At 60.6% G+C, this 24,313-nt stretch carries 24 protein-coding genes and 1 pseudogene; 17 read left to right on the top strand and 8 right to left on the bottom strand.

Translation table 11 applies throughout. The annotated features are described in order from the left end of the window. The first annotated feature begins 159 nt into the window (after nt 1-159). Nucleotides 160-1,119 carry an L-malyl-CoA/beta-methylmalyl-CoA lyase gene (locus V8359_RS15440; protein ID WP_336429965.1) on the top strand — a complete coding sequence of 320 codons (960 nt, stop codon included), beginning with the start codon at nt 160-162 and terminating at the stop codon, nt 1,117-1,119. 96 nt (nt 1,120-1,215) lie between these two features. Next, on the top strand, nt 1,216-2,064 hold the full coding sequence (locus V8359_RS15445; RefSeq protein WP_336429966.1) for an ion transporter: 849 nt from the start codon (nt 1,216-1,218) through the stop codon (nt 2,062-2,064). Here V8359_RS15445 and V8359_RS15450 read toward each other — a convergent pair. Together V8359_RS15450 and V8359_RS15455 are read right to left on the bottom strand one after the other, a co-directional pair. Continuing rightward, nucleotides 2,025-2,348, bottom strand: coding sequence for a DUF4377 domain-containing protein (locus V8359_RS15450; RefSeq protein ID WP_336429968.1), 324 nt, complete (start codon nt 2,346-2,348; stop codon nt 2,025-2,027). The genes V8359_RS15445 and V8359_RS15450 overlap by 40 nt on opposite strands. A gap of 53 nt (nt 2,349-2,401) precedes the next feature. Beyond that, entirely contained in the window at nt 2,402-3,016 is a 615-nt protein-coding gene (locus V8359_RS15455; RefSeq protein ID WP_336429969.1) for an alpha-ketoglutarate-dependent dioxygenase AlkB family protein, read from the bottom strand. A gap of 66 nt (nt 3,017-3,082) precedes the next feature. On the opposite strand from V8359_RS15455, the gene V8359_RS15460 reads away from it, so the two are divergent. The 4 genes from V8359_RS15460 (at nt 3,083) to V8359_RS15475 (ending at nt 7,944) form a co-directional block, all read left to right on the top strand. Then, complete coding sequence (locus V8359_RS15460; protein ID WP_336429970.1) at nt 3,083-3,454, top strand: cupin domain-containing protein; 372 nt, start codon at nt 3,083-3,085, stop codon at nt 3,452-3,454. Nucleotides 3,455-3,662: 208 nt separating this feature from the next. Continuing rightward, nucleotides 3,663-5,585 (top strand): molecular chaperone DnaK, encoded by a 1,923-nt coding sequence (gene dnaK, locus V8359_RS15465; protein WP_336429971.1) that lies wholly within the window; start codon nt 3,663-3,665, stop codon nt 5,583-5,585. 73 nt (nt 5,586-5,658) lie between these two features. Beyond that, nucleotides 5,659-6,819 (top strand): molecular chaperone DnaJ, encoded by a 1,161-nt coding sequence (gene dnaJ, locus V8359_RS15470; RefSeq protein ID WP_336429972.1) that lies wholly within the window; start codon nt 5,659-5,661, stop codon nt 6,817-6,819. Nucleotides 6,820-7,134: 315 nt separating this feature from the next. After that, nucleotides 7,135-7,944, top strand: a complete 810-nt coding sequence (locus V8359_RS15475) for a division plane positioning ATPase MipZ (RefSeq protein WP_336429973.1) — start codon at nt 7,135-7,137, stop codon at nt 7,942-7,944. 54 nt (nt 7,945-7,998) lie between these two features. On the opposite strand, the gene V8359_RS15480 is transcribed toward V8359_RS15475, so the two are convergent. The 3 genes from V8359_RS15480 to V8359_RS15490 all read right to left on the bottom strand — a co-directional run bounded on the left by V8359_RS15480 (nt 7,999) and on the right by V8359_RS15490 (nt 10,096). Next, a complete protein-coding gene (locus V8359_RS15480; protein WP_336429974.1) occupies nt 7,999-8,871 on the bottom strand; it encodes a DMT family transporter in 873 nt (290 codons plus the stop codon). A 28-nt stretch (nt 8,872-8,899) separates the two neighbouring features. Beyond that, nucleotides 8,900-9,460 (bottom strand): DUF2585 domain-containing protein, encoded by a 561-nt coding sequence (locus V8359_RS15485; RefSeq protein ID WP_336430160.1) that lies wholly within the window; start codon nt 9,458-9,460, stop codon nt 8,900-8,902. A 114-nt stretch (nt 9,461-9,574) separates the two neighbouring features. Next, on the bottom strand, nt 9,575-10,096 hold the full coding sequence (locus V8359_RS15490; RefSeq protein WP_336429975.1) for a hypothetical protein: 522 nt from the start codon (nt 10,094-10,096) through the stop codon (nt 9,575-9,577). A 405-nt stretch (nt 10,097-10,501) separates the two neighbouring features. Here V8359_RS15490 and V8359_RS15495 point away from each other — a divergent pair, with 405 nt between their 5' ends. The 6 genes and pseudogenes from V8359_RS15495 to V8359_RS15520 all read left to right on the top strand — a co-directional run bounded on the left by V8359_RS15495 (nt 10,502) and on the right by V8359_RS15520 (nt 15,845). Further along, the gene (locus V8359_RS15495; protein ID WP_336429976.1) at nt 10,502-11,842 is read left to right on the top strand and encodes a 4Fe-4S dicluster-binding protein; all 1,341 of its coding nucleotides are present in this window, start codon (nt 10,502-10,504) and stop codon (nt 11,840-11,842) included. 36 nt (nt 11,843-11,878) lie between these two features. Then, entirely contained in the window at nt 11,879-12,256 is a 378-nt protein-coding gene (locus tag V8359_RS15500; protein WP_336429977.1) for a cupin domain-containing protein, read from the top strand. 64 nt (nt 12,257-12,320) lie between these two features. Then, nucleotides 12,321-13,667: an amidase gene (locus V8359_RS15505; protein WP_336429978.1), complete on the top strand. Its 1,347-nt coding sequence runs from the start codon at nt 12,321-12,323 to the stop codon at nt 13,665-13,667. Between the two features lie 14 nt (nt 13,668-13,681). Next, on the top strand, nt 13,682-14,380 hold the full coding sequence (locus V8359_RS15510; protein ID WP_336429979.1) for a DUF2848 domain-containing protein: 699 nt from the start codon (nt 13,682-13,684) through the stop codon (nt 14,378-14,380). Nucleotides 14,381-14,451: 71 nt separating this feature from the next. Then, nucleotides 14,452-14,757 (top strand): annotated as a pseudogene (fdxA, locus tag V8359_RS15515) (ferredoxin FdxA); the annotation flags it as partial. Between the two features lie 272 nt (nt 14,758-15,029). Then, nucleotides 15,030-15,845: a ferredoxin--NADP reductase gene (locus tag V8359_RS15520; RefSeq protein ID WP_336429980.1), complete on the top strand. Its 816-nt coding sequence runs from the start codon at nt 15,030-15,032 to the stop codon at nt 15,843-15,845. Nucleotides 15,846-15,890: 45 nt separating this feature from the next. Here V8359_RS15520 and V8359_RS15525 read toward each other — a convergent pair whose 3' ends face one another. From V8359_RS15525 to V8359_RS15535, 3 genes are read right to left on the bottom strand one after another with little or no spacing between them, the layout of a single operon-like run. After that, complete coding sequence (locus tag V8359_RS15525) at nt 15,891-17,036, bottom strand: xanthine dehydrogenase family Fe-S subunit (protein ID WP_336429981.1); 1,146 nt, start codon at nt 17,034-17,036, stop codon at nt 15,891-15,893. Next, on the bottom strand, nt 17,029-17,859 hold the full coding sequence (locus tag V8359_RS15530) for an FAD binding domain-containing protein (RefSeq protein WP_336429982.1): 831 nt from the start codon (nt 17,857-17,859) through the stop codon (nt 17,029-17,031). The genes V8359_RS15525 and V8359_RS15530 overlap by 8 nt, the downstream gene beginning before the upstream one ends. Continuing rightward, the gene (locus V8359_RS15535; RefSeq protein WP_336429983.1) at nt 17,856-20,201 is read right to left on the bottom strand and encodes a xanthine dehydrogenase family protein molybdopterin-binding subunit; all 2,346 of its coding nucleotides are present in this window, start codon (nt 20,199-20,201) and stop codon (nt 17,856-17,858) included. The genes V8359_RS15530 and V8359_RS15535 overlap by 4 nt, the downstream gene beginning before the upstream one ends. Nucleotides 20,202-20,395: 194 nt before the next feature. Between V8359_RS15535 and V8359_RS15540 the strand changes: the two genes are divergently transcribed. The 5 genes from V8359_RS15540 (at nt 20,396) to V8359_RS15560 (ending at nt 24,310) form a co-directional block, all read left to right on the top strand. Beyond that, entirely contained in the window at nt 20,396-20,914 is a 519-nt protein-coding gene (locus tag V8359_RS15540) for a MarR family winged helix-turn-helix transcriptional regulator (RefSeq protein ID WP_336429984.1), read from the top strand. Nucleotides 20,915-21,056: 142 nt separating this feature from the next. After that, nucleotides 21,057-21,920, top strand: a complete 864-nt coding sequence (locus tag V8359_RS15545; RefSeq protein ID WP_336429985.1) for a branched-chain amino acid ABC transporter permease — start codon at nt 21,057-21,059, stop codon at nt 21,918-21,920. Then, nucleotides 21,917-22,843, top strand: coding sequence for a branched-chain amino acid ABC transporter permease (locus V8359_RS15550; protein WP_336429986.1), 927 nt, complete (start codon nt 21,917-21,919; stop codon nt 22,841-22,843). The genes V8359_RS15545 and V8359_RS15550 overlap by 4 nt, the downstream gene beginning before the upstream one ends. After that, entirely contained in the window at nt 22,840-23,613 is a 774-nt protein-coding gene (locus V8359_RS15555; RefSeq protein ID WP_336429987.1) for an ABC transporter ATP-binding protein, read from the top strand. The genes V8359_RS15550 and V8359_RS15555 overlap by 4 nt, the downstream gene beginning before the upstream one ends. After that, nucleotides 23,603-24,310, top strand: a complete 708-nt coding sequence (locus V8359_RS15560; protein ID WP_336429988.1) for an ABC transporter ATP-binding protein — start codon at nt 23,603-23,605, stop codon at nt 24,308-24,310. The genes V8359_RS15555 and V8359_RS15560 overlap by 11 nt, the downstream gene beginning before the upstream one ends. Nucleotides 24,311-24,313 lie beyond the last annotated feature (3 nt).

Consider the following 24,313-nt stretch of genomic DNA (forward strand, 5'->3'; position numbering starts at 1 on the left):
CTGTCTGAATCGCAATGGGGTCGAACCTTTTGAATCCGACAAGGGAGTCGTTTTCCGCTTATGCTGCAGGTGCAAAATCGCCTTGCTGAACTGGGCGCAATTTCATATCGGTTGAAGGGAACGCGACGCAATTTTCTGAAATGACCGGAGGATCACCTCATGAGTTTCCGCCTGCAACCCGCCCCACCCGCACGTCCGAACCGCTGTCAGCTTTTCGGTCCGGCGTCCAACACCAAACTGTTCGAGAAAATGGCCGGCAGCGCGGCGGACGTGATCAACATCGACCTTGAGGATAGCGTGGCCCCGACCGACAAAGACGCGGCGCGCCACAATGCCATCGAGGCGATCAATTCGATCGACTGGGGGAGCAAGACGCTGAGCGTTCGGATCAATGGTCTCGATACCGGATGGTGGTATCGCGACGTTGTCGATCTGCTCGAGCAATGCGGCGACCGGCTGGATCAGATCATGATCCCCAAGGTGGGCTGCGCCGCCGATATCTATGCCGTCGATGCGCTGGTGACCGGGATCGAGCGCGCGAAAGGACGTGAGAAGCCGATCTCGTTCGAGGTGATCATCGAAAGTGCCGCCGGCATCGCACATGTCGAAGAGATTGCGGCGGCAAGCCCGCGGATGCAGGCCATGAGCCTCGGCGCGGCCGATTTCGCGGCATCGATGGGTATGTCCACCACTGGCATCGGCGGCACGCAGGAAAACTACTACATGGTTCGTGATGGTCAGAACTACTGGCCCGACCCGTGGCATTGGGCGACCGCCGCGATCGTGGCGGCCTGCCGGACGCACGGCGTCCTGCCCGTGGATGGGCCCTTTGGCGACTTCTCGGATGACGAGGGCTTTCGGGCACAGGCGCGTCGTGCGGCCACGCTGGGCATGGTTGGCAAATGGGCCATTCACCCCAAACAGATCGCTCTGGCAAACGAGGTATTCACCCCGTCGGACGACGCCGTGGCCGAAGCGCGCGAAATCCTTGCCGCGATGGAAGAGGCCAAGGCCAAGGGCGAAGGTGCAACGGTTTACAAGGGACGTCTGGTTGATATCGCATCAATCAAGCAGGCCGAAGGCATCGTGAAACAGGCCGAGATGATCGCGGGCGACTAATCCTAATCCGGGCGCGGGCGCATTGCGCCCGGCCTTCCTGCTTGAAGCTGGCCTGGCGCCTCCGCATATAGCGGCAAACCCCAAAGGAGCGCCCCTATGTCCCACCGAGCCTGGCTGAGCGATTTTCTGGACCGTCCGTATATCCGCCAACTCATCATTGGGGTCATCCTTTTCAATGCGGTGATCCTCGGGCTTGAGACATCGCAGACCGTCATGGCCCGCGCGGGCGAATTGCTTTTCGCTTTGGATACGGCCTGTCTTGTCTTCTTCGTGGCCGAGATCGCGGCCAAGCTTTATGCCCGTGGCGCACGGTTCTTTCGTGACGGGTGGAATATCTTCGATCTTGCCATTGTCGGCGTGTCTCTGTTGCCGGCGACCGAGGGCCTTTCGGCGCTCAGGGCGCTGCGAATCCTGCGGGTGTTGCGCGTTATCTCTGTCGCGCCCCGTCTGAGGCGCGTGGTCGAGGGGTTTGTCACCGCGCTGCCGGGCATGGCGTCGGTTTTCGTGCTTATGGCGATCATTTTCTACATCGGCGCCGTGATAGCGACCAAGCTTTTCGGAACGGCCTTTCCGCAGTGGTTCGGCACGCTTGGCCGGTCCGGGTATACGCTTTTTCAGATCATGACACTCGAATCATGGTCCATGGGCATCGTGCGCCCGGTGATGGAGGTATACGAATGGGCCTGGGCCTTTTTCGTGCCCTTCATCATGGTGACGACCTTTGCCGTGGTGAACCTTCTTGTCGGTCTCATCGTCAATTCGATGCAAGCGGCTCATGGCGAAGAGGATGCCGCGAATACCGATGCCTACCGCGACGAAGTGCTTGCGCGGCTGGACGCGATGGAAGCCAAGCTGGATGCTGTCATGCGACAGGACGATGACCACCGCCGCGAGACTGATCCCGATCAGCCCGCCGAGGACGAGACCACCCTTTCCAGTGTATAGCGATAGGGGCTGGCATCGGCAGGGCAGGTTCGCCCGGTGCGCCCGCCACAGACCCGCCGCCGCTCGACCTCGAGTATATAGCTCCGCCCGGTTTCGTGCGTAAAACCAGCGATTGAATCGTAAAAGAGGTCTCCGTCCACCACGAGGCATTCTCCCGGCGCAAGGCCGACACAGGGAGCTTTCTGCGGTGCGACGGTGATGATCTGGGTCACAGCCTCGGTGTCGTCTGCGGGGCCGCAGCCGATAACCGAAGTCAAAATAACGATCAGTGGCATTATGCGCATATGGCACCTCCGGGGATCGAGCGTATCGCGCTAGGCTTTGGTTTTTTCGTGGCTCAGTCAACCACCCGCAGCGTCAGGTTGATCCGTCCACCCTGAGATAAAAGAGGGGATGTGCCAAACTTGATCCGATCGATACCATGATACACCAGCCGCGCCGCGCCCCCCATGACCACCACGTCGCCTGAGCGGAGCCAGATGGATTGGGTTTTGCCGCCGCGCTCGGTGCCGCCTACCCGAAAAAGCGCCTCATCCCCCAGCGAGATCGACAACACGGGCCAACCGAAATCGGCTTCGTCCCGGTCTTGGTGAAGGCCCATTTTCGCGGTTTCTCCATAGAAGTTGATCAGGCAGCAATCAGGTTCGCGTTCCTTACTGGCAAGCGCACGCCAGATGCCGAGGATGCGCTTGGGGATCGGGGGCCAGGACGTGCCCGAAGGGTGCGCGTCGATATAGCGATAGCCGCACGCATCGGTGAACCAGCCATATCGCCCGGCGGACGTCATGCGCACCGACATCTCTTTTCCAAAGCGCGTTTTCGGCGCAAAAAGAGGAGCCTGCGCCACCACGTCGCGAAGGTCCGAGACCAGTGCCTCCTGTGTGTCCCGGTCGAGATATCCTTCGAATATCTCAACTCCGGCAAGCGTTGTGGTGGGAACAGGGCGCGGCATGGTTTCCATCGTCGGTGTTTCACGACAGACTGCCTCCGTGGATCAGGAAATGCAAAGGGGGTTCCGATGATCAGATACCGACCGTGTGACGATGTTGGCCCGCTTGAAGATTGGGCCTTCGACAATCCCGCTAGCAACTATCGAATCCTGTCGGGTGCGCCGCGCCCGTCCGGGCGGATCGATGTCGGCGGGCCGGGGCAGGTGACGCGCAGCGGCATCTGGCGCTGCACCGAAGGCGCCTTCGAATGCACTGAGCAGGGTGACGAATTGATGACGATTCTTTCCGGGCGCTGCCGTCTCACATTGAACGAGACGGGCGCAGCCTATGAACTTGGTCCCGGAGACAGCCTGTTTGTGCGGGACCGGAGCCGCGTGACTTGGGAGATGTCAGAGACGGTTACAAAGGTGTTTTTCGGCTATAAATCCGAAGGATACTGACGGACGCCGCCCCATCCTGTGAAAATTGTGGCAAATTTGCATGATCCCCGCGCATCGCCCGGTTGCAGGGCTCAGAACCCCTCCCTATATACGCCGAGACGCGTGAAAGAGGTGTTGCACCTCGGCACGCATAACACCATCGGTGCCGGGATGCCGCAACGGGTCCGGGCCCCGGCACATCGCCTTGAAGACAGAAGGGATCGAAAACATGTCGAAAGTAATCGGGATTGACCTCGGGACCACCAACTCCTGTGTTGCCATCATGGACGGCAGCCAGGCTCGTGTGATCGAAAACTCGGAAGGGACGCGCACCACGCCGTCCATCGTCGCCTTTACGGATGACGAGCGCCTCGTCGGCCAGCCTGCCAAGCGTCAGGCCGTCACCAACCCTGAAAATACCATTTTCGGTGTCAAGCGCCTGATCGGTCGTCGCGAAGACGATCCGGATCTCGCCAAGGACAAGAAGAACATGCCGTTCACCGTGATCGACGGTGGCAACGGCGACGCGTGGGTCAAGGCCAAGGGCGAGAAATACAGCCCCTCGCAGATCAGCGCGTTCATTCTGGGTAAAATGAAGGAAACCGCCGAGAGCTATCTTGGCGAAGAGGTGACGCAGGCCGTCATCACCGTGCCCGCCTACTTCAACGACGCGCAGCGTCAGGCCACCAAGGACGCCGGCAAAATCGCGGGCCTCGAAGTGCTGCGGATCATCAACGAGCCCACAGCCGCTGCGCTCGCCTATGGTCTGGACAAGGACGAAACGCACACCATCGCGGTCTATGACCTTGGCGGTGGCACGTTCGACGTGACCATCCTCGAAATCGACGAAGGTCTCTTTGAAGTGAAATCGACCAACGGGGACACTTTCCTTGGTGGTGAAGATTTCGACATGCGGATCGTGAATTACCTCGCCGAGGAGTTCAAGAAAGAGCATGGCGTCGACCTGACCAAAGACAAGATGGCGCTTCAGCGTCTCAAGGAAGCCGCCGAAAAGGCCAAGATCGAGCTTTCCTCGTCCTCGCAGACCGAGATCAACCAGCCGTTCATCTCGATGGGGTCCGACGGCTCGCCGCTGCACATGGTCATGAAGCTCACCCGTGCCAAACTCGAGAGCCTTGTGGGCGACCTGATTAAGCAGTCGATCAAGCCGTGCAAGGATGCGCTCAAGGATGCTGGCATCTCGGCGAGCGACATTGATGAGGTCGTTCTCGTTGGTGGTATGACCCGTATGCCGAAAGTCATCGAAGAGGTGACCAAGTTCTTCGGGAAAGAGCCGCACAAGGGCGTCAACCCCGACGAGGTTGTGGCCATGGGCGCCGCCATTCAGGCCGGTGTTCTGCAAGGCGACGTGAAGGACGTGGTCCTTCTTGACGTCACGCCGCTCTCGCTCGGGATCGAAACGCTGGGTGGCGTGTTCACCCGTCTTATCGACCGCAACACGACCATTCCCACGAACAAGAGTCAGGTCTTTTCGACTGCCGAGGACAACCAGAGCGCGGTGACGATCCGCGTGTTCCAAGGTGAACGTGAGATGGCCTCAGACAACAAGATGCTCGGTCAGTTCAATCTTGAGGACATTCCACCGGCTCCGCGCGGCATGCCGCAGATCGAAGTGACCTTCGACATCGACGCCAACGGCATCGTCAACGTCAGTGCCAAGGACAAGGGCACCGGCAAAGAGCACAAGATCACTATTCAGGCTTCCGGTGGCCTCTCGGAAGAGGACATCGAAAAGATGGTCAAGGACGCCGAGGAGAATGCCGAGTCCGACAAGGAACGCCGCGAATTGGTCGAAGCGCGCAACCAGGCCGAGAGCCTCATCAACTCGACCGAGAAATCGCTCGAGGAGCATGGTGACAAGGTTGATCCGACCACGGTCGAGGCGATCGAACTGGCCATCGCCGCGCTCAAGGATGATCTTGAGAAGGACGATGCCACCGCCGAGAAGATCAAGTCCGGCATCCAGAACGTGACCGAATCGGCCATGAAGCTGGGCGAGGCGATCTACAAGTCGAGCCAAGAAGAGGCATCGGACGAGCCACAAGGCGCGGATGAACAGCGCGGTGAGTCGGGCGACGACGATATCGTCGATGCCGATTTCGAGGACCTCGATGGCGACAAGCGCGCCTGAGATGTAATCAGGGACAAACGGGGGCCGGGCCAAGCGACCGGCCCCCGATACGTCCCTAGAGAGGAATGCGCGCATGGCCAAACGTGATTACTATGAGGTGTTGGGCCTGTCCCGGGGTGCTTCCGCTGAGGAGGTCAAGAAAGCCTACCGCAAGAAGGCGAAAGAGCTTCATCCCGACCGCAACAAGGACAACCCAGACGCCGAAACCCAGTTCAAGGAAGCAGGCGAGGCATATGACGTCCTGAAGGATGCCGACAAGAAGGCGGCCTATGACCGTTTCGGTCACGCTGCGTTCGAAAACGGTATGGGAGCCGGCGGCGGCGGCGGTCCGCGCCCCGGAGCCGGCGGTCAGGGCGATTTCGCCAGCGCCTTCTCGGACGTGTTCGACGATCTTTTCGGAGATTTCATGGGCGGGCGCGGCGGAGCGGCCGGTGGCCGGCAACGGGCCTCTCGTGGCTCGGATTTGCGCTATAACCTGCGGGTAACACTCGAAGAAGCCTATTCAGGTCTTCAGAAAAGCATCACCGTGCCGACCTCAGTTCAGTGCGGTTCCTGCGAGGGAACCGGCGCTGAGGGCGGCGCGGAGCCGACCACTTGCCCGACCTGTTCGGGCATGGGCAAGGTGCGGGCGCAGCAGGGCTTTTTCACAGTCGAACGCACCTGCCCAACATGTTCCGGCATGGGACAGACGATCAAGAACCCGTGTCGCACCTGTGGTGGTGCCGGCCGGGTTGAAAAGGACCGCGCCCTGAGCGTGAACATTCCCGCCGGTGTCGAGACGGGCACCCGGATCCGTCTGTCGGGCGAAGGCGAGGCCGGCCTGAGGGGCGGGCCTGCGGGCGATCTTTATATCTTCATAGAGGTGGCCAAGCATCCGCTCTTTGAACGCGACGAGGTGAACCTGTTCTGCCACGTTCCCGTGTCGATGACCACGGCGGCACTCGGTGGTGACATCGAGGTGCCGACGATCGACGGCGGGCGTGCTCGGGTCAAGATCCCGGCAGGTAGTCAGGCAGGGCGCCAGATGCGCCTGCGGAGCAAGGGTATGCCCGCTCTTCGCGGTTCCGGCCAGGGCGACATGTTCATTGAACTTGCGGTCGAAACGCCGGTCAACCTGACCAGCCGCCAGAAAGAGTTGCTTCGCGAATTCGACGGTCTTTCCGAAGATAACAACCCCGAAAGCAAAAGCTTTTTCTCGTCGGTCAAGAAGTTCTGGGACAGCATGAAAAGCTGATCATTATCTTCGAGTTTGTCGTGACGGGCCGCGCCAATGGGCGCGGCCCGTTCTGTTTGCGGCGCCAACTTTGCGGCCGGAGTCGGTCCAGACCGCTGGCCTGAAGACGCATAAACTGACCGGACCTGAACCGTTCTGAGTGGTTCAATTCCACAATCCTGTGGGCGTCTCAGCGAGGGTCGACTGTGGCTGTCTTGCTTGGCGGCACCGGATTGCGAGACAAGTTCGGTGCCATGCTCTTTCATATTGCAATCCTGCAGGATACTATGCGCGAAACGCCCCGCTTCGAGGGCGTGGGGCAAGGGATCACGGCACATGGCGCATATCATCGTCGTCGGAAACGAGAAGGGCGGCGCAGGCAAATCGACAATGTCGATGCATGTGGCGACGGCGCTTGCGCGCTTGGGTCACACGGTCAGCGCCCTTGATCTGGACCTGCGCCAGAAGACCTTCGGGCGCTATGCGGCCAACCGATCGGCCTTCCTCAAGAAATCCGGGCTCGAGTTACCATCGCCGCACTATCACGATTTGCCCGAGGTCGATCCCGAAAGCCTTGGTCCGGGCGAAAACGTGTATGACCGCCGCTTGTCCGAGGCCGTGGCCATGCTGGAGCCCGATAGTGATTTCATCGTCATAGATTGCCCCGGCTCGCACACGCGGCTGAGCCAAGTGGCGCATAGCCTTGCTGACACATTAGTTACGCCGCTTAATGACAGTTTCGTGGATTTCGACCTTCTTGCTCATGTGGATGATGACGGGAAAAAGATTCTCGGCCCATCGGTCTATTCCGAGATGGTCTGGAACGCGCGGCAACTTCGCGCTCAGGCCGGGCTGGCGCCCATCGACTGGATCGTGCTGCGCAACCGAATGGGCGCGCAACAGATGGTCAACAAAGAGAAGATGGGCCGCGCTCTCGAACTTTTGGCAAAGCGCATCGGCTTTCGCACCGCACCCGGTTTCAACGAGAGGGTTATCTTTCGCGAATTGTTTCCGCGGGGGCTCACGCTTCTTGATCTCAAGGATGTGGGTGTCAAACAGCTCAATATCTCGAACGTGGCCGCGCGACAGGAACTCCGCGATCTGATCAAGTCACTCAGGCTGCCGGGTGTCGAGGTGACTTTTTAAAGCGTTTCGCGAAACGCCTGAATCACAGATTTCGCGAAACGCTTTAAAGACCCTCTAACATGCTCTCGGCGCGCGTCTCCGCGACAGGGCGATAAGGTTCGAGACAAGCAGGGCGCTGATCACCACTGCGCCGCCGACAAGTGCCCAACGGCCCGGATCCTCACCGATCACTGCCCAGACCACGAGCGGGGCCAGCACCGATTCGAGCAGGATAAGCAGGGCCACTTCAGCCGAACTGATATAGCGCGGACCCAGTGTCAGGAAGCATGTCGCGACGGCGATGAAAAGGCCATGTCCCAGAAAGAGGTGCCACTGACCCTCCAGTGGCACGAGCGGGTTCACAAATGGCGTAAGAACGATTGCCGCTCCGATATAGCCAATGGGAATTGCCGGGATCATCGACACGTTTCGCACCTTGCGCACCGCGGTCAGCGCGGCGGAATAGGAAAAGGCGACGCCAAGGGCGATAAGGTCACCCTGCCACGACGCAAGCTCGTTTTCCTTTGAGCCATAGGCGATGATCGCAAGACCGATCATCACAACCAGCATCGTCATCACCATCCGGCGGCTAACAGGTTCCTTCAGGAATACCCGCCCAAGAACGGCGGAAATCACAGGCATCGACGCGAATATGAAGACGACATTGGCCACGCTGGTAAGCGTGATCGCCATGACAAAGCCAGGCGCGGTCGCGCCGATCAGGATAATATAGATGGCACCCGGCCACCCGGTGCCAAGCGTCGCGCGGACGGCACTCGGCCCTTGCAAAGCAAGAACACCCACAAGGATCACCACCCCCGCCGTCAGCCCCCGCCAATAGGCGACGACAAGCGGGTCCGCCTCGATCAGGCGCACGAAGAGAGAATCCGGCACGACGAAAAGAACGCCAAGCGCCGTGATCAGTATACCTTTGAGGTGGTCATTCATGAATGCTTCATCCTGATCATCTGCCGCATCATATCGCCCCTTGCCAATCGCGTATGGCATCGACCGGGTAGAGAAGCATCAACACATTGAGCACCAGCCCGTCGCGGATGATAAATGCGGTCAGTATCTCGAAGCCGATGACAATGACCACACTTAGCCAGACCGGAAGGCGCATCGAGAGCCAGAACCCGATAAACATCGCGACAATGTCGGAGACCGAATTGAGAACGCTGTCTCCATAGTAATCAAGCGCGATTGTCACCTCACGGTATCTTTCGATGACAGCATTGCTGTTCTCCACGATTTCCCAGCCGCACTCTACCAGTGTCGCGACAAGAAGCCGCCAGCCGATCGGCACGGGCCGCGCCACAAGCCAGAGGGCAGCATAAAAAAGAAAGCCATGAATAAGATGGCTGGGCGTGTACCAGTCAAGAAGTTGCTGAGAGCCTTCTTCCGTGCCCGTCGCGCCCCACAGATCGACGTAGCCACAAGGGCAAATCGGGTTGCGCCCCATCATCAAAAGCACGGCCACGGTCGCCAGAACCGTTAATGCCGTGAGAAGGAGTGGAAATGCCGGGTTGCGCTGCATCGGCACAAGAGAGCAGAAGCCGCCATGGCTGTCCAGAAGGGTGCGCATGAAAATACCGCCGCGCGGTTTCCCGGCGCGGCGGTTACTCGTACCCGGCCATAAAGGCCATACTGATTAATCCAGATCGAGGCGGTTGACGAACTCGACGGCATAGGCGCCGATCAACGCATTATAGAAGTCTTCTTCGGAGGGCGGCCCCGAAACCCAACCTTCAGGCACCGCGCCGCCGTCACCAGTCATGGCCGTGACTATCAGCGGAGACGCTTGGATCACGTCGGGCTCCCGGTCATCCACGGCCTTCTCAACCGTGGCATCGACGCTCGCATGCACGACGACCTGACCTTCGATGAGGTTGATCTCTCCGCTATCGGGCAGAGCGGTATCACCATCTATGGCAATCTTGTTGAGTTCGACCTTGATCACGGGCATCTCGCCGTTGCCAAACTCGACAAGAGAACTGATCGCGGCACCAAGACCCTCTTCAAGAGAGGGCCAAACCTCCACGACATTACTTCTTTTATAGGCGCTGTAATCGGCGTCGACCTCAACGTCCGAGATGACAGGCGTGTCCGCAGACGCCGTGACGCCCATTGCAGACATGGTCAGGGCGAGGGCAGTGGTGCGCAAGTATTTCATCACTCGACTCCTTTCCTCATTGCCCTTCGGGTCGGAAGGAGAGGCGTCGCAACATGGCTCTTCCCGGTTATGTCTCTACAACCAACGTTTCAGATAATATGTTCCTGATAACTTTCAGAAGGGTGACCGAGGGCCGCAAACCATAAGCTGGGCGGGATCGATGATATGCGTTCCTGGCCAAACTTTCTTGTCTTTGCATGCGCCCCTAAACGCGCGCGACCTGCGCCACAATCTGACTGCGGTCCCGGAATTTTTCACTACCTGGAAGAAAAGATTTGATTAAAGGGGGCATACTCCCTATAAATGAAAATCAAAGATAAACAGCGGGCCGCGGCACCACTATGCGCCAGCGGACGGATCGCCGGACGGGTTGCCGGCGAAGATGACGGGAAAAGGAGAAGACAGATGGCCGACATGAGCGTGGATTTCTGCGGGGTCAAGTTCAAGAATCCTCTCATCATCGCTTCGCTGGAGACGACCAACAGCCCGGACCTGATGCGCCAGTGTTTTGACTACGGCGCGTCGGGCGCGATCATCAAGACGCTGACCGATATCGAGGACATGGCGCGGCTTACGCAGAACTCGAAATACTGCGTGATGAATTCCAAGGGCGACATCATTCGCGGGAAGGCGGCGCGTGACTTCGTTTTCTACAGCCGCTCGGGCTATTCCAGCACCTATTACAAGGATTGGATTCCCGACCTGATCGAGACCCAGAAGTATGCCGCCGAGCGTGGTGCGCACCTGATCGGTAGCGCTGGCGCCAAGGATGTGAACGGTTGGAAGGATATCTGCCGCACGATCGAAGATTGCGGCCTGCCGATGGTCGAGCTGAATTTCGGCTGTCCGCATCCGGCGATGATGCCCGGAGTGCATGGCGGCTCGATGATCGGGCAGGAGCCCGAAGTCGCCTTCGAAGTGACGCGGCAGGTTTGTGAAGCGGTGGACATTCCTGTGGTGGTCAAGCTGACGCCGGATCAGGCCAAGCCCCTGGAGGTGGCCGAGGCTGCAAAGAATGCCGGGGCCGCCGCCGTCACCGCGATAAATCGCTACACCGGCTTTGTCGTGGACATCGACACCGGCCAGCCGCGCATCGGCGGACCCGCCGGGATCGGCGGCACATGGGTCAAGCCGCTGTCGTTGCGCTGGGTCCACCGTATCCACGAAGAGCTTGGCATCCCGATCAGTGGGTCGAACGGCATTTTCGATCATCGCGACGTTATCGAGTTCATCATGGCCGGCGCGAATGTCGTTCAGGTTGGGTCGATCCTGATGGTCAAGGGCCTGAAATGGCTGCCCAAGATGATCGACGGTGTCGAGGCTTTCATGGACGAGCACGGCTATGAGACGGTCGAGGATATGATCGGCCTTGCTTCAAAGAAGTCGGTCAAGGATTACTCCGAACAGTTCTCCAAGAACCGTATCCATGCCGTCGTCAACGACGAAAAGTGCAAGAATCCGACCTGCAACATCTGTATTCAGGTCTGTTTCTACGAGGCGTTGTCACAGACTCAGAACGGCACGGTCGAGGTTCACGAGAATAACTGCATCGGCTGTGAGCTCTGCCTTGATGTCTGCCCCTTCGACGCGATCACCATGAACGAGACGTCGCCGCAACAGCTGGACGCCGGGTTCTTCAACATCCCCGAAGATGTCTTCGAGAAAGACAAGTTTCAGACCGCCCGGAACAATATGGAAACGATCCGCGAGAATAGCCCGAAGTTTAACAAGGAACCGGCAGAGTAACGCCAACAAAAACCAACAGATCAAGGAGACGTAAAGATGGCCGTGAATAAGGAACACCGCGAGTTCTACCAGCTTGACATGGATACGGGCTGGGAGACGCCCAAGGGCTATCCCTCGGGGATCAAGCAGAAGATCATGTCGGGTACGCTGGACATGGAGAACCGCAAGGGCGGGCATACGCGCCTGCTGAAATTCGAGCCGGGCACGTACACCACCGTTCCCTTCGAGCACGATTACTGGGAAGAGGTGTTTGTCCTTGAAGGAGACATGTGGGTTGGCAATGACGGGCCCACGGGCGGAGAGCGTTTCGGGCCCTTCACCTATTGCGTCCGTCCCCCGCACGTGCCGCATGGGCCGTTCCGCACCGAGACGGGCTGCCTCCTGCTGGAGCAGCATTACTACGAGCCGCAGTAAAACCGCCCGTAATGGGTTCCATCGGGCCGCGCCCCGGGCGCGGTCTGCCTTGACGGGTGTCCGAATGATCCAGAACATCACCGACCTCGGCCGCAAACTGCGCGCCGCCAAGCTGACTAGCACGGCCCTCGTGGGCGAAGCTTTCGAACGGCTGGATGCGACCGGAGGCGAGGCGGGAAAGATATTCCTGAAGACCTACCGCGATGAAGCGCGGACCATGTCCGAATGGCTGGATGACGGGCGCTCGCGGGGTGTCGCGCTGCCTCGGCTGGCGGGTGTTCCCGTCAGCATCAAGGATCTCTTTGACGTCAAAGGAGAGGTCACGCGTGCCGGATCGCAGGTGCTGGATGCAAACGCCCCCGCTGCCGAAGATGCCGAGATCGTCCGCCGCCTGCGCCGTGCCGGTATGGTCGTGGTGGGCAAGACCAACATGACCGAGTTCGCCTATTCCGGCCTTGGCGTGAACGCGCATTTCGGCACGCCGATCAATCCGCATGACACCGAAACGGACCGAGTGCCGGGCGGATCGTCCTCCGGCGCTGCCGTGGCGGTGGCACGGGGCATCGTGCCGGCGTCTATCGGCACGGATACCGGCGGCTCTTGCCGCATCCCTGCTGCGTTTTGCGGTATCGTTGGGTTCAAGCCCACGTCGACCCGCGTACCCCGTCAGGGCTCTGTGCCGTTGTCGCACACGCTCGACTGCGTCGGGCCCTTCGCCAATGATGTCTCGTCCGTCGCGGTCATGGATTCCCTCCTTTCGGGCGGTGACGGCGACGATGTCGAGTCCTTCCCCGAGGGTGGCATCCGCTTGGGCGTGCTCGAAGGGTATGTCACCGAAGAGATGGACGAGGGCGTGTCGCGCGCCTGGCAGGCGGTGCTCACGCGGTTGTCGCAGCGCGGGGTGCGGCTGACCCCGGTGTCGATTCCGCAACTGTCCGAGTTGCCGCGGATCAACGCCAAGGGCGGATATGTGGGCGCCGATGCCTATGCCTGGCATCGAAAATATCTCGAGACGCGGGGCGAATTCTACGACCCTTGGGTCCGCGCCCGGTTCGAGGCTGGCCAGTCACAAAGCGTCGATGAATATATACGTCTGGCCGACGAGCGCGCCCGCCTACGCGCCGTTGTGGCCGAGAAACATGCTCTTTTTGATGCACTTATCCTGCCCACGGTGCAGATCGTTCCGCCGAAGCTCGTCGATCTAGAAGATCCCGAGGTGTCGCGGCCCACGAACCTTCTTTGCCTACGCAACGCCGCCGTCGGCAACTTTCTCGATCTTCCGGCGATCTCGGTGCCTTGTCATGAAGCGGAGACCCTGCCGGTGGGTGCGATGCTGTTCGGAATGACCGGTGAGGACCGCCGCCTTCTGTCCGTGGCGCGCGGATTGGAACAGGCCATACGCGGCCGCTGACAACAGGAGAGACCATGCCAGCTCAAGTTACATTCACCGCTCGTTTTACCACCAAGGAGGGCAGCGAGGAACGCCCCGTTACCCTGACCCGTGCCATCGTCGGCGGTTGGACCGGTCGCGACAAGGCGGCGTTGCAGCACCATATCGACGAACTTGCCAAGATCGGTGTCACGCCGCCCACCTCGACCCCTGTCTTTTACCGCGTTGGCGTCTCGCGTCTGACCAGGGCGGACGAGATCGAGGTGATCGGGGACGGCTCCAGCGGTGAGGTTGAATATGCCCTGATCCGTGAGGGCGGGCGCATCTGGGTCGGTGCCGCGTCGGACCATACTGACCGGGTCTACGAGCACATGGGCATCACCGTTGCGAAACAGCTTTGCGATAAGCCCTTCGCCGCCGAGTTTTGGCCGCTTGACGAGGTCAGCGACCATTGGGACCAGCTTCAGATCCGATCCCATATCCGGGAAGACGGGGCCGAGGTGGTTTATCAGGACGGAAAAGTCTCGGGCCTCTTGTCGCCCGAGGAGTTGCTTGCATGCCTGCGTGAGGCCGGAGACGATCTGAAGGACGGGACCTTTCTTTTCGGTGGGACCTGCGGCGCTGAAGGCGGCGTGCGCTACAGCGAGATGTTTCGCTTCGCCTTGATAGACCCAGTTCTGGGACGCGAGATCAACCAAACCTACAAGGTTACGCCGATCCCGATCGAGGGCTGAACGAGACCCGGAAACAATAGGGCTTTCATTCCGATTTAATACGGAGTATACTTCCTAAAAGAGGGTGACGCATGACCTATATCGTGACCGAGAACTGCATCAACTGCAAATTTCAGGACTGTGTGACGGTCTGTCCGGTGGATTGCTTCTACGAAGGAGAGAATTTCCTCGTGATCCATCCCGAGGAATGCATCGATTGCGGCGTGTGCGAGCCCGAATGCCCCGCGGATGCGATCAAACCTGACACCGAGCCGGGGTTGGATGATTGGCTGGTGATCAACACCAAATATTCAGAGATATGGCCAAACATCGTCGAGGTGGGTGACGTGCCCGCCGACGCGGAGGAATGGAATGGCAAGCCCGACAAAGCCGCGCTGCTGATCACCGGGCAAGAGCCGTCGGAACCCGACGCGCGAAAACCCCTCTACAGTCCCGGCGATGCCCCCTCGGATGAGACCGAACACGGTTTCGAGATGGAGGGTGGCAAGTTCGCCTATCCCGAGCCCAGCGAAGGGTCTGAACCTGTTGTCCTGCAGGAACACGAGTTCCGCGAGGAGGACGGCATCGAGATAGAGGGCCTGCGGATCGCAACCGACAAGAAGGGCTGAGGCGCGCGGCGCTCGCCCCCCGCGAACAAGGAGAGAATACGATGAATGCAATCGACAAGGTCACCGCCACGCTACCTGACGCTCAGGAGGTTCTGAGCGTTCGACATTGGGACGACCGGTTATTCTCGTTCCGCGTGGCGCGGCCTGCCAGCTTCCGCTTTCGCTCGGGCGAATTCGTGATGATCGGTCTGCCGGGCGATCCGGACCCGAAGACCGGAAAGCAGAAGCCGATCCTGCGCGCCTATTCCATCGCCTCGCCGTTCTGGGACGAGGAGCTGGAATTCTACTCGATCAAGGTGCCGGATGGCCCGCTGACCTCGCGCTTGCAGGAGATTGCCCCCGGTGAACACGTCATCGTCAAGACAAAGCCGACGGGCACACTGGTGCTGGACGCGCTCTTGCCGGGCAAGCGGCTCTGGATGATCTCGACGGGCACTGGTGTCGCCCCCTTCGCGAGCCTGATGCGTGAGCCCGAGACATACGAAAAGTTCGAGCAAGTGATCCTGACGCAAACTTGCCGGTTGAACAGCGAACTGGCCTATGGCGCTGATCTGGAACGCCGCCTGATGGAAGATCCGCTGGTGGGGGAGGAGGCGGCGGCCAAGTTCACCCGCTACGCCACCACCACGCGCGAGACATCCGACCGGATGGGCCGCATCACCGACCTGATCGCGAGCGGTAAGCTTGTCTCGGATCTCGGCTTGAGGGATTTCGATCCTGCCGAGGACCGGGTGATGATCTGCGGATCAATGGGGTTGAACAAGGATCTCAAGACCCTGCTCGAGGCGCGCGGCCTGTCCGAGGGCGCCAACAGCAAGCCGGGCGAATACGTTGTGGAACGGGCGTTCGTCGACTGATTGATTGCCTTTTCCGGTGGCTACGGCTCGTCTCGGCGAGCCGTTTCACCTTTTGCGAAAGACCGACGCGAAGATCCCGCGCATCATCGACCAGCCCAAGGCAAAGACACCGATGCGGTGCGACGCGGTGGCGGTGCCGCCGGCCAAAACCGCGCGGCAATTGGCGATGAACCGGCGGAGGATGAAATCCACGAAGCCGGTCACCAGTTCCGGCCTGTTAAACTGCGCCAGCATCCCCTCGATCTGGAATCGGAATATGACATCGACGCGGGTTTCTTGGGCGGATTCCGCAGCCAGTGTGTAGTGCAACTCGCCGCGCAGGTTGGATTGGCCGCCCTTGTCCTCACCGCGCCCTGTCAGAGCGCCTCGGTGATCCGTGTCGTCTATCTCGTAGGTGCCACGGCCCTTGAACCGGGCACTGATCGGCCCGAAGCGCACTTCGACAAGGCCCGAGAAACTGTCCTCGGTCACGTCCGATAGCGCGGCGCCCGGAACGCAACTTGCCACTTTTTCCACGTCCGAGAAGAGTGCCCATACGTTGTCGACGGCGTGATCCAACACGAAGCTGCGCTCGACGATCGTCCAGTTGCCTTCGGCCCTGACGCTGCCCTTCGCCTCTGCCGGTGCAGTCTCCGGCGGAGTTTCCTCGACCGGCGTGAAGGGGGTGAATGTGGCGGGTGCGGCGGCATTGCGGGGGGGTGATGTCTTGGGCACGCTGCGGTCGAGGTCCTCCTGTGCCGCCACGTCCTGAATGGCGCGAACGATACCCACGTAACCCGTGCAGCGGCAGAGGTTACCGCTCAGTTCGGTGCGGATCGTGCGCTCGTCGGGGTCGGAATGCCGGGCGAGGATATCACGGCCCGTGGCCAGCATCCCCGGTGTGCAGAAGCCGCATTGCAGCGCATGGTGGTGCGAGAACGCCTCGCGCAGGCGGTCCATCACCGGATCGTCGCGGTGGCCCTCAACAGTCTCGATCCGGGCGCCGTCGCAGCCATTGATAAAGGTGATGCAGGACCGCACCGGCCGACCGTCCAGCATCACCGTGCAGGCACCGCAGACGCCTTGTTCACAGCCCAAATGCGTGCCCGTCAGATCCAGCATGTCGCGTAGCACCTCGGCCAGTTGCGTCCGGGGCGGAGCAGAGACGTGATGCGTCTCGCCGTTGACGATCAGGGAAATCCGGTCAGTCATTGGGCATGGCCTCCGCAAGGCAGCGCGCGTAAGCAACGGCAAGCTGATGGCACTTTATGGAGTCGAGTGCGGGATCGAGAGTCAGCAGGGCGTCTTTTACCTCGTCCTGCGGTGCGGCGCTTCCTGTCTCGGCCAAGCTCAGCGCCAGATCACGCGCCACGAGCGGCGCGCCGGACGCCGCGCCGAAGACCACCCGGCAATAGCGGCGTTCGGGGTCGATCACCGTGGCGGCGATGGCGTCGGCAAATTCGCCCACCTTGCGGCATATCTTGTAATAGCCCCAGCGGGCATCCGCACCGCATTTCGGGATGCGGATCGTGCAGAGCACCTCGCCCGGCTCAAGCGACGTGCGGTAGGCGCCTTCCATGAAACGGGTCATCGGCACCTCGCGCGTGGACCCGTCCTGTCCCGCGATCACAAGCGTCGCGTCGAGCGCGGTCATCGCGCTGACCCAATCGGCGGCCGGGTCGGCGTGGCAGAGGCTGCCACCTATGGTGCCCTTGTTGCGCACCGCCCGATAGGCGATGCCCCCCGCGACATGGCGCAGCATGCCGGGGATCGGGTCAGGCACTGCGCCGTCCTCGATCTCGGCATGGCGGATCGTGGCGCCGATTTCGACATGACTGCCGGTATCGGCAATGCGGCGCAGATCGTTCAGCGCAGCGACATCCACCAACGCCTCGGGACGCGCCAGCCGCAGATTGAGCATCGGTCCCAGAGATTGCCCGCCGCCGATGATCTTGACATCGACCCCGCCAGCCGCGAGGCGCGTCGCCTCGACGACGCTATCGGGCAAGGTATGGGAAAAGGCGACCGGCTTCATGATGCAGTTCCTTCGGCGGCGCGCGCCTTGAGCACAGCGCCCAGAACACGTGCCGGCGTTGCGGGAATCTGATTCAGCTCAACCTCGAGGGGGCGCAGCGCATCGTTGACTGCGTTTATAATGGCACCGCCCGGGGCGATGGCCCCGCCTTCGCCCACCCCTTTCATACCGTGGCGCGTATAAGGCGACAGCGTCTCCTTGTGCGACAGACGAAAATTCGGCAGTTCCGCTGGGCCGGGCAGGATGTAGTCAGCCAGTGTCGAGGTCAGCGGTTGGCCGTTGGCGTCGTAGAGCACTTCCTCAAAGAGGGCGGTGCCGATCCCCTGCGCCGCACCGCCGTAAGTCTGCCCTTCGAGGATCATTGGGTTCACGCGCCGGCCGCAATCCTCGAACACCACGTAATCCAGGATTTCAACGTGGCCCGTGTCGATGTCCACCTCGACGATGGCGGCATGGGTGGCATAGGTGAAGACGCCCGAGTCGATCTCGGGCTTGTAGCCTTCGGTCACCTCCAACCCGGCCGTGTCCACGTCATCGGGAAGCTGATCGGGGCGCAGATACCAAGCCCGGCCGATATCGGCAAAACTCACACTGGCGGCGCCGGCATGGGCGTGCCCATCTTTCAGTGTCACATCGTCCGGCTGACATTGCAGCAGATGCGCGGCGTGTTTGCGGATGCGCCCCGCCAGCACCTCGGCAGCCTTGGACACCGCGCCGCCGGCCATCACCATCCCGCGCGAGGCATAGGCGCCAGTGGAATACGGCGTCATGCCCGTATCACCCATCGTCACTGCGATCCGCTCCACGGGCACGGTCAACCATTCGCTTGCCACTTGTGCCAGCGTCGTTTCCAACCCTTGGCCGAAACTGTGGTTGCCCGACCGAACTTCGACCGAGCCCGAGGGGGTCAGCTTGACCATCGCCTGTTCGTAGCCGGGCACCAAGGGCAGGCCCCAAGCGGCAAAAACCTTGGTGCCGTGCGCGGATTGCTCGGTGAAGGTGGAAAATCCGATGCCCAGATACTTGCCCTCTGCCAGCGCTTGCTCTTGGCGCGGGCGGAAGGCGGCGAGGTCAATGGCCTTCTGGGCCTCGGTGACGCTTCCTGGATAGTCGCCGCTGTCGTAAAATTTCTTGGTGACGTTGGTGAAGGGCATAGCCTCCGCCGGCACCAGGTTCTCCTTGCGCACTTCTGCTGGTTCACGGTCGACCGCGCGCGCGACGGCGTCGATGGTCAGTTCCATTGCGAAACAGACGCCGGGCCGCGCCACCCCGCGATATGGAGTAAAGGGCGGCTTGTTGGTGGCGACGGAATAGGTGGTGCAGCGATAGCCGGGGAACGCATAGGGGCCGGGCAGATTGCCACCAGCCTGAGCCGCTTCGAGGCAGGCGGTGAAAGGCCAGACCGAAAAAGCGCCGACGTCCACCGTGATGTCCGCATCGACGCCCAGGATGCGACCGCGTTTGTCGGCGTAGGCGGTGATGCGGTAGTGATGCTGGCGTGTATTGGCGCCAGCGACGAGATGCTCGCGCCTGTCCTCGGTCCAACGGATCGGGCGCCCGGTTTTGCGTGCCACCCAGGACACTGACAATTCCTCAGGCTGAAGCACGCATTTATAACCGAAACCGCCGCCCACATCGGGTGCGATCACGCGCACCTCCCCCTGATCGATTTGCAGGAACTGGGAAATGCCCGAGCGGATCAGGTGCGGCACCTGCGTCGAGGTGTAGACGACCAGTTGCCCCGTTTTATCGTCCCAGTATGAGAGCGTGCCCTTGCCCTCCATCGGGGTCATGCATTGCCGGGCAGTACTGTATTCGCGTTCGATCACCACATCGGCGGCGGCGCGCGCCGCGTCGATACCTTCGTTGAAATGCGTGGTCACAAAGAGATTATCGCCCCAATTTTCATGCAGAAGCGTCGAATCCGGGTCGCGTGCAAGGATCGCATCCATAACCGGCGGTAGCGGATCAAGATCGAGCGCCACGCGCTCGGCGATGTCTTCGGCCTCGGCGCGGGTGGGGGCGATGCAGATGGCCACGCATTCGCCCACGAAACGCACCTTGTCGCGGGCCAGTGGGTAAAAGTCGGACCCCTTGTAACCGGGCAGCGAAGACTCCGCCTGAATCGGCAGAACATCCGCGAGGTCTGCGGCGGTAAAGACGCGGTCGGTGGCATCGTCGGGCTTGGTTACGGCGCGGATGCGACCGTGGGCGATGGGGCTGCGGACAAAGGCCGCCTCCCATTGGCGCGGGAATTTCAGGTCGCCCACGAACTTGGCCTGACCATTCAGCAGGCGCTTGTCCTCCTTGCGCGGGACGCGCTCCCCGATCCCTGTGCTCACTGATGCGCCTCCCTGCATCGCCGCTCCGCGCCGGAGCGGAAATTCTTGTTTTATCCGATTAAGGGAGTATACATCCTAAGTAAGTCAAGGCAACTGTGGATTTCAGGGCAGGAGCCGGGCCTGGCGCTTTCGTTATGGAACAAAACTGAGTTGAGGCGTTAAAAAGGTCAGGAGTAACTGTCAGGTGAAACGGAATGAACGAACAAAACCCGTTGGATGATAATAAGGCACCGCGCTCTGGCAAGGTCAAGAGTCGAAAATACCGCGAGTTGTGGAACCGACCGGGTTACCTTATCCGCAGGCTACATCAAATCCACGTGGGCCTTTTCGTAGAGGAATGTGGCGGAGAGGACATTACGCCTGTCCAGTTTGGCATGTTGTCCGTCCTTCAGGGCGGAGAGGAGATGGATCAGTTGACGCTGTCCACGTCGGTCGGGGTCGACCGGACCAGCGGCGCCGACGTGATTCGGCGGTTGGAACGTCGCGGCCTTCTGGTGCGCACGCCGTCGGAAAGAGATCGCCGTGCCAAGCTGATCCGTATCACCGAGGCAGGAGTCGCCTATGTCAAGCGCGTGCGCCCGATGATGGCACGGGCCCAAGAGCGTTTCGTCGAGCCTTTGACCGACACGGAGCGCGAAGAGTTCTATCGCCTCATCAATAAAATGGTCGACGCCAACAATACCGCCAGCCGCGCCCCGATGGGTGCGATTTAATCCGCAGCGCAAGAAGGCTGATCGCGCCGTGCCAGAAAACGGTTGCTTTTGCCGGTAAACGAAGCATACTCCCTAAATAAAGAGATAGGGAGTCAGATATGCAAACCTGCACCACCTTGGACATGCCAGGCCAAGACGCGACATGACGCTTCTGGCCCAATATTTCGTCACCGGCATCGTCACCGGCTGTTTTCTCATTCTCGCCACGATCGGGTTCTCGCTGACGCGGCGGGTGGAGGGGTTTCTCAACATTGCCCATGCTGAATTGCTTGGTGTCTCGGCTTTCACCACTTGGGGGCTGAACGTCGGACTTGGCTGGCCCTTCATCCCGAGCGCACTGGTCGGCATCGTTTTCACCGCCTTTCTGGGCCTGTTCATTGGCCGCGTCGTCTATGACCCGATCCGCAGGCTGGGTCCGGCGGTTCTGCTGATCTCGTCGGTTGGGGTGGCCTATGTGATTGGTGGCGCGGTGGATGGTGTGATCGGGACGGGCATCCGGACGTTGGATATCCCGCTGGCCACGACCTATCGCTTCTGGGGCGTGCGGATCACCGATTACCAGATGATCGTCGTGGCGCTGGCGGCGCTCACGGGTGTCTCGCTCGCGCTCTTTCTCAACAAAACCAAGACGGGACTCGCGATTCGGGCCATGTCCGCCAACCCCGAGCTTGCGGCCTCGCGCGGAATTGACGTGCGGCAGACTTCTCGAGCGACATGGTTGATCGCCTCGGGTCTTGCCGGTCTTGCGGGCGTTATGCTGGCGATGATCGCAACCCTGTCGACCGACATAGCTTTTCGCCAAATTCTCCAGATCCTCGCCGTGGCGATCCTGGCCGGACTGGGCTCGCTCTATAGCGTTCTGCTGTCCGGGCTGATCGTGGGAATCGCTATGGACATGTCTGTCTACTGGATTCCCGCTGGTTACAGGCCGCTGATCGCCTTCGCCGTCGTCATTATCGTGCTTCTCTTCCGCCCGCAGGGTTTGTCGGGGAGGAAACCGTCATGAACGTGGAACAACTGCTGCTGACGGTCCTGACCTATGGCTGCCTCTTCTCGGTTCTGACGTTATCTCTGAACCTGCAATACGCCCGTGGCGGTATGATCAATTTTGGCACAGTGGCCTATTTCGCGGCCGGGGCCTATGCCTATGCGATCTTCACGCAGGACCCGCCGAGCGGTCTGGACCAATACATGTTCGGCTTTGGTGCGCCTTGGTGGGTGGGCTTTCTTGCCGCCGGAGTGGCCTCGTTGATCTTTGCCGTGGTGACGGGTTGGCCCACGCTTCGGTTGCGAGGCGAATACTTGGCGCTGACCACCTTCGCCTTTGCCGAGGTACTGCATTCATTCCTGCTCAATGAGCGCCGCATCGGCAACGGCAGCGTCGGACTGTCCAACATTGAGCGGCCGGAGATGAATTGGATGGGTTTGGGCGAGAACTATACTTTCGCCCTGTCGGCGATCCTGCTCATGGGCCTGACCATGCTGTTGTATCGCCGGATCCTCGCCGCCCCTTATGGTCGCGCTATTGATGCGGTGCGCGACGATGAGGTCGCGGCCGAAGCCGTTGGCAAGGATATCAAGCGACTGCGGTTCGAGGTCTTCGTCGTCTCGGCGGTGCCGATAGGCTTTGCCGGGGCGCTCTACGCGATGATCACCACGCTTGTTAGTCCCGATCTCTTCACTGCCGAGATCACCTTCTTCGTGTGGATCGCGCTTGTGTTGGGGGGCGAGCGCACGATCGTGGGCGCTATTCTTGGCACGATGGCTCTCGTCACCTTCGAGGAGGTGGTTCGCTCGATGCATTTCGAGACGGTCCGCGCTGCCGAGATCGCGGCCTCTACGGAGGAAATCCTGACCGGCGTTATCTTTATCATGATCCTGCGCTGGCAGCCCTTCGAGAAATTTGGACGCAAGGGAGAGAGGGCATGACACAGGATCTTCTGGTCGTCGACAAGGTGATCAAACGCTTCGGCGGTCTCAAGGCCGTGGGCGGAGATACCGGCCTCAGCTTCACGGTGCCCCAAGGCGCCTTTCTGGGGCTGATCGGCCCCAACGGGGCGGGCAAGTCCACTACATTCAACCTGATCTCGGGCGTGTTGAAGCCCAATTCGGGGTCTGTGCGGCTGGACGGTAAGGATTTGGCACAGGTTCGCCCGCACGAAATCGCGTCATTGGGTCTTGGTCGCACATTTCAGACACCGCGGTCGTTCCCGTCGCTCAGCGTTCTCGGCAACGTGCTCGTGGGGGCCAACAACGCCGGCGAACATCTGCCCTCGGTCGCCTCTGGGAACTGGCGCACCGATGAGGCCGCGCTACAGGACAAGGCGCGGGTCGTTTTGGAACGCGTGGGCCTTGGGCCGCGTATCGGTGACGTGGTCACGAACCTTTCGGGCGGTGAAATGCGAATGCTCGAAGTGGCCCGCCAATTGATTCGCGAGCCACGTATCCTGCTGCTGGACGAGCCAACGGCGGGCGTCGATCCCAGCCTACAGAAGAAGCTCAGCGATATACTGGTCGACCTGCACCGCGAGGGTTGCACCCTCGTCGTCGTCGAACACAACTTGCACTTCCTGCTCAGCATCGCCGACAGCGTCGTGGTGCTACAGAACGGAGAGCTTCTCGCCAAGGGATCGCCACAAGAGATACGCAGCAATGCGGACGTGATCGCCGCCTATCTGGGAGACGAACATGCAGCTTGAAGTGCGCGGCCTGAAATCCGGTTACGGCAAGGTGCAGATCCTGCACGGCATCGACTTTACCGTGAAGCCCGGTGAGATCACGACAGTCCTCGGCGCGAACGGCGCGGGCAAAAGCACGCTGATGAAGACCGTCGCGGGGCACTTGCCGGTCATGGAGGGCGAGATCCACTACAAGGGTAATTCGCTAAACGGGCATAGCGCGCTGAGTATCTGCAAACTTGGCATCGGCTATGTGCCCCAAAGCAGCAATGTCTTTGCCGAACTCTCGGTGCGCGATAACCTTGCGGCCGCATCGCTGGCCTTCGAGGGTGCGGATGAGCGTGTGCGCGACGTGCTACGCCGCTTTCCTATTCTTGAGGAACGCGCGAACCAGGATGCCTCGACTCTTTCGGGCGGTGAACGCCAGACATTGGCCATCGGGACGGCCTTGGTGGCCGCACCCGACATTCTAATCCTCGACGAACCGACAGCGGGTCTCGCCCCGATTTTCGTCGACCGCATCGTGGACTGGGTGCGCGAATTGTCCCGAGAGGGGGTCGGTGTTGTCTGGGTTGTCGAACAGAACCCCGAGAAAATCCTCGGCATCTCGGAAACCGCCTATGTCATCGACGCAGGCCGGAATTCCGAGACAGTCGAGGCAAAGTCGCTTCTGGAACCGGGTCGTCTGGAAGAAGTGCTGTTGCAGGCCCACGTATGAGAA

Source organism: Roseovarius sp. E0-M6, from assembly GCF_037083845.1.
Classification (GTDB): Bacteria; Pseudomonadota; Alphaproteobacteria; order Rhodobacterales; family Rhodobacteraceae; genus Roseovarius.

Bases quoted from the DNA above. Each gene is read 5' to 3' on its own strand.
- V8359_RS15440 (WP_336429965.1), top strand. From the start codon at position 160: ATGAGTTTCCGCCTGCAACCCGCCCCACCCGCACGTCCGAACCGCTGT.
- V8359_RS15445 (WP_336429966.1), top strand. From the start codon at position 1,216: ATGTCCCACCGAGCCTGGCTGAGCGATTTTCTGGACCGTCCGTATATC.
- V8359_RS15450 (WP_336429968.1), bottom strand. From the start codon at position 2,348: ATGCGCATAATGCCACTGATCGTTATTTTGACTTCGGTTATCGGCTGC.
- V8359_RS15455 (WP_336429969.1), bottom strand. From the start codon at position 3,016: ATGCCGCGCCCTGTTCCCACCACAACGCTTGCCGGAGTTGAGATATTC.
- V8359_RS15460 (WP_336429970.1), top strand. From the start codon at position 3,083: ATGATCAGATACCGACCGTGTGACGATGTTGGCCCGCTTGAAGATTGG.
- dnaK (WP_336429971.1), top strand. From the start codon at position 3,663: ATGTCGAAAGTAATCGGGATTGACCTCGGGACCACCAACTCCTGTGTT.
- dnaJ (WP_336429972.1), top strand. From the start codon at position 5,659: ATGGCCAAACGTGATTACTATGAGGTGTTGGGCCTGTCCCGGGGTGCT.
- V8359_RS15475 (WP_336429973.1), top strand. From the start codon at position 7,135: ATGGCGCATATCATCGTCGTCGGAAACGAGAAGGGCGGCGCAGGCAAA.
- V8359_RS15480 (WP_336429974.1), bottom strand. From the start codon at position 8,871: ATGAATGACCACCTCAAAGGTATACTGATCACGGCGCTTGGCGTTCTT.
- V8359_RS15485 (WP_336430160.1), bottom strand. From the start codon at position 9,460: ATGCAGCGCAACCCGGCATTTCCACTCCTTCTCACGGCATTAACGGTT.
- V8359_RS15490 (WP_336429975.1), bottom strand. From the start codon at position 10,096: ATGAAATACTTGCGCACCACTGCCCTCGCCCTGACCATGTCTGCAATG.
- V8359_RS15495 (WP_336429976.1), top strand. From the start codon at position 10,502: ATGGCCGACATGAGCGTGGATTTCTGCGGGGTCAAGTTCAAGAATCCT.
- V8359_RS15500 (WP_336429977.1), top strand. From the start codon at position 11,879: ATGGCCGTGAATAAGGAACACCGCGAGTTCTACCAGCTTGACATGGAT.
- V8359_RS15505 (WP_336429978.1), top strand. From the start codon at position 12,321: ATGATCCAGAACATCACCGACCTCGGCCGCAAACTGCGCGCCGCCAAG.
- V8359_RS15510 (WP_336429979.1), top strand. From the start codon at position 13,682: ATGCCAGCTCAAGTTACATTCACCGCTCGTTTTACCACCAAGGAGGGC.
- V8359_RS15520 (WP_336429980.1), top strand. From the start codon at position 15,030: ATGAATGCAATCGACAAGGTCACCGCCACGCTACCTGACGCTCAGGAG.
- V8359_RS15525 (WP_336429981.1), bottom strand. From the start codon at position 17,036: ATGACTGACCGGATTTCCCTGATCGTCAACGGCGAGACGCATCACGTC.
- V8359_RS15530 (WP_336429982.1), bottom strand. From the start codon at position 17,859: ATGAAGCCGGTCGCCTTTTCCCATACCTTGCCCGATAGCGTCGTCGAG.
- V8359_RS15540 (WP_336429984.1), top strand. From the start codon at position 20,396: ATGAACGAACAAAACCCGTTGGATGATAATAAGGCACCGCGCTCTGGC.
- V8359_RS15545 (WP_336429985.1), top strand. From the start codon at position 21,057: ATGACGCTTCTGGCCCAATATTTCGTCACCGGCATCGTCACCGGCTGT.
- V8359_RS15550 (WP_336429986.1), top strand. From the start codon at position 21,917: ATGAACGTGGAACAACTGCTGCTGACGGTCCTGACCTATGGCTGCCTC.
- V8359_RS15555 (WP_336429987.1), top strand. From the start codon at position 22,840: ATGACACAGGATCTTCTGGTCGTCGACAAGGTGATCAAACGCTTCGGC.
- V8359_RS15560 (WP_336429988.1), top strand. From the start codon at position 23,603: ATGCAGCTTGAAGTGCGCGGCCTGAAATCCGGTTACGGCAAGGTGCAG.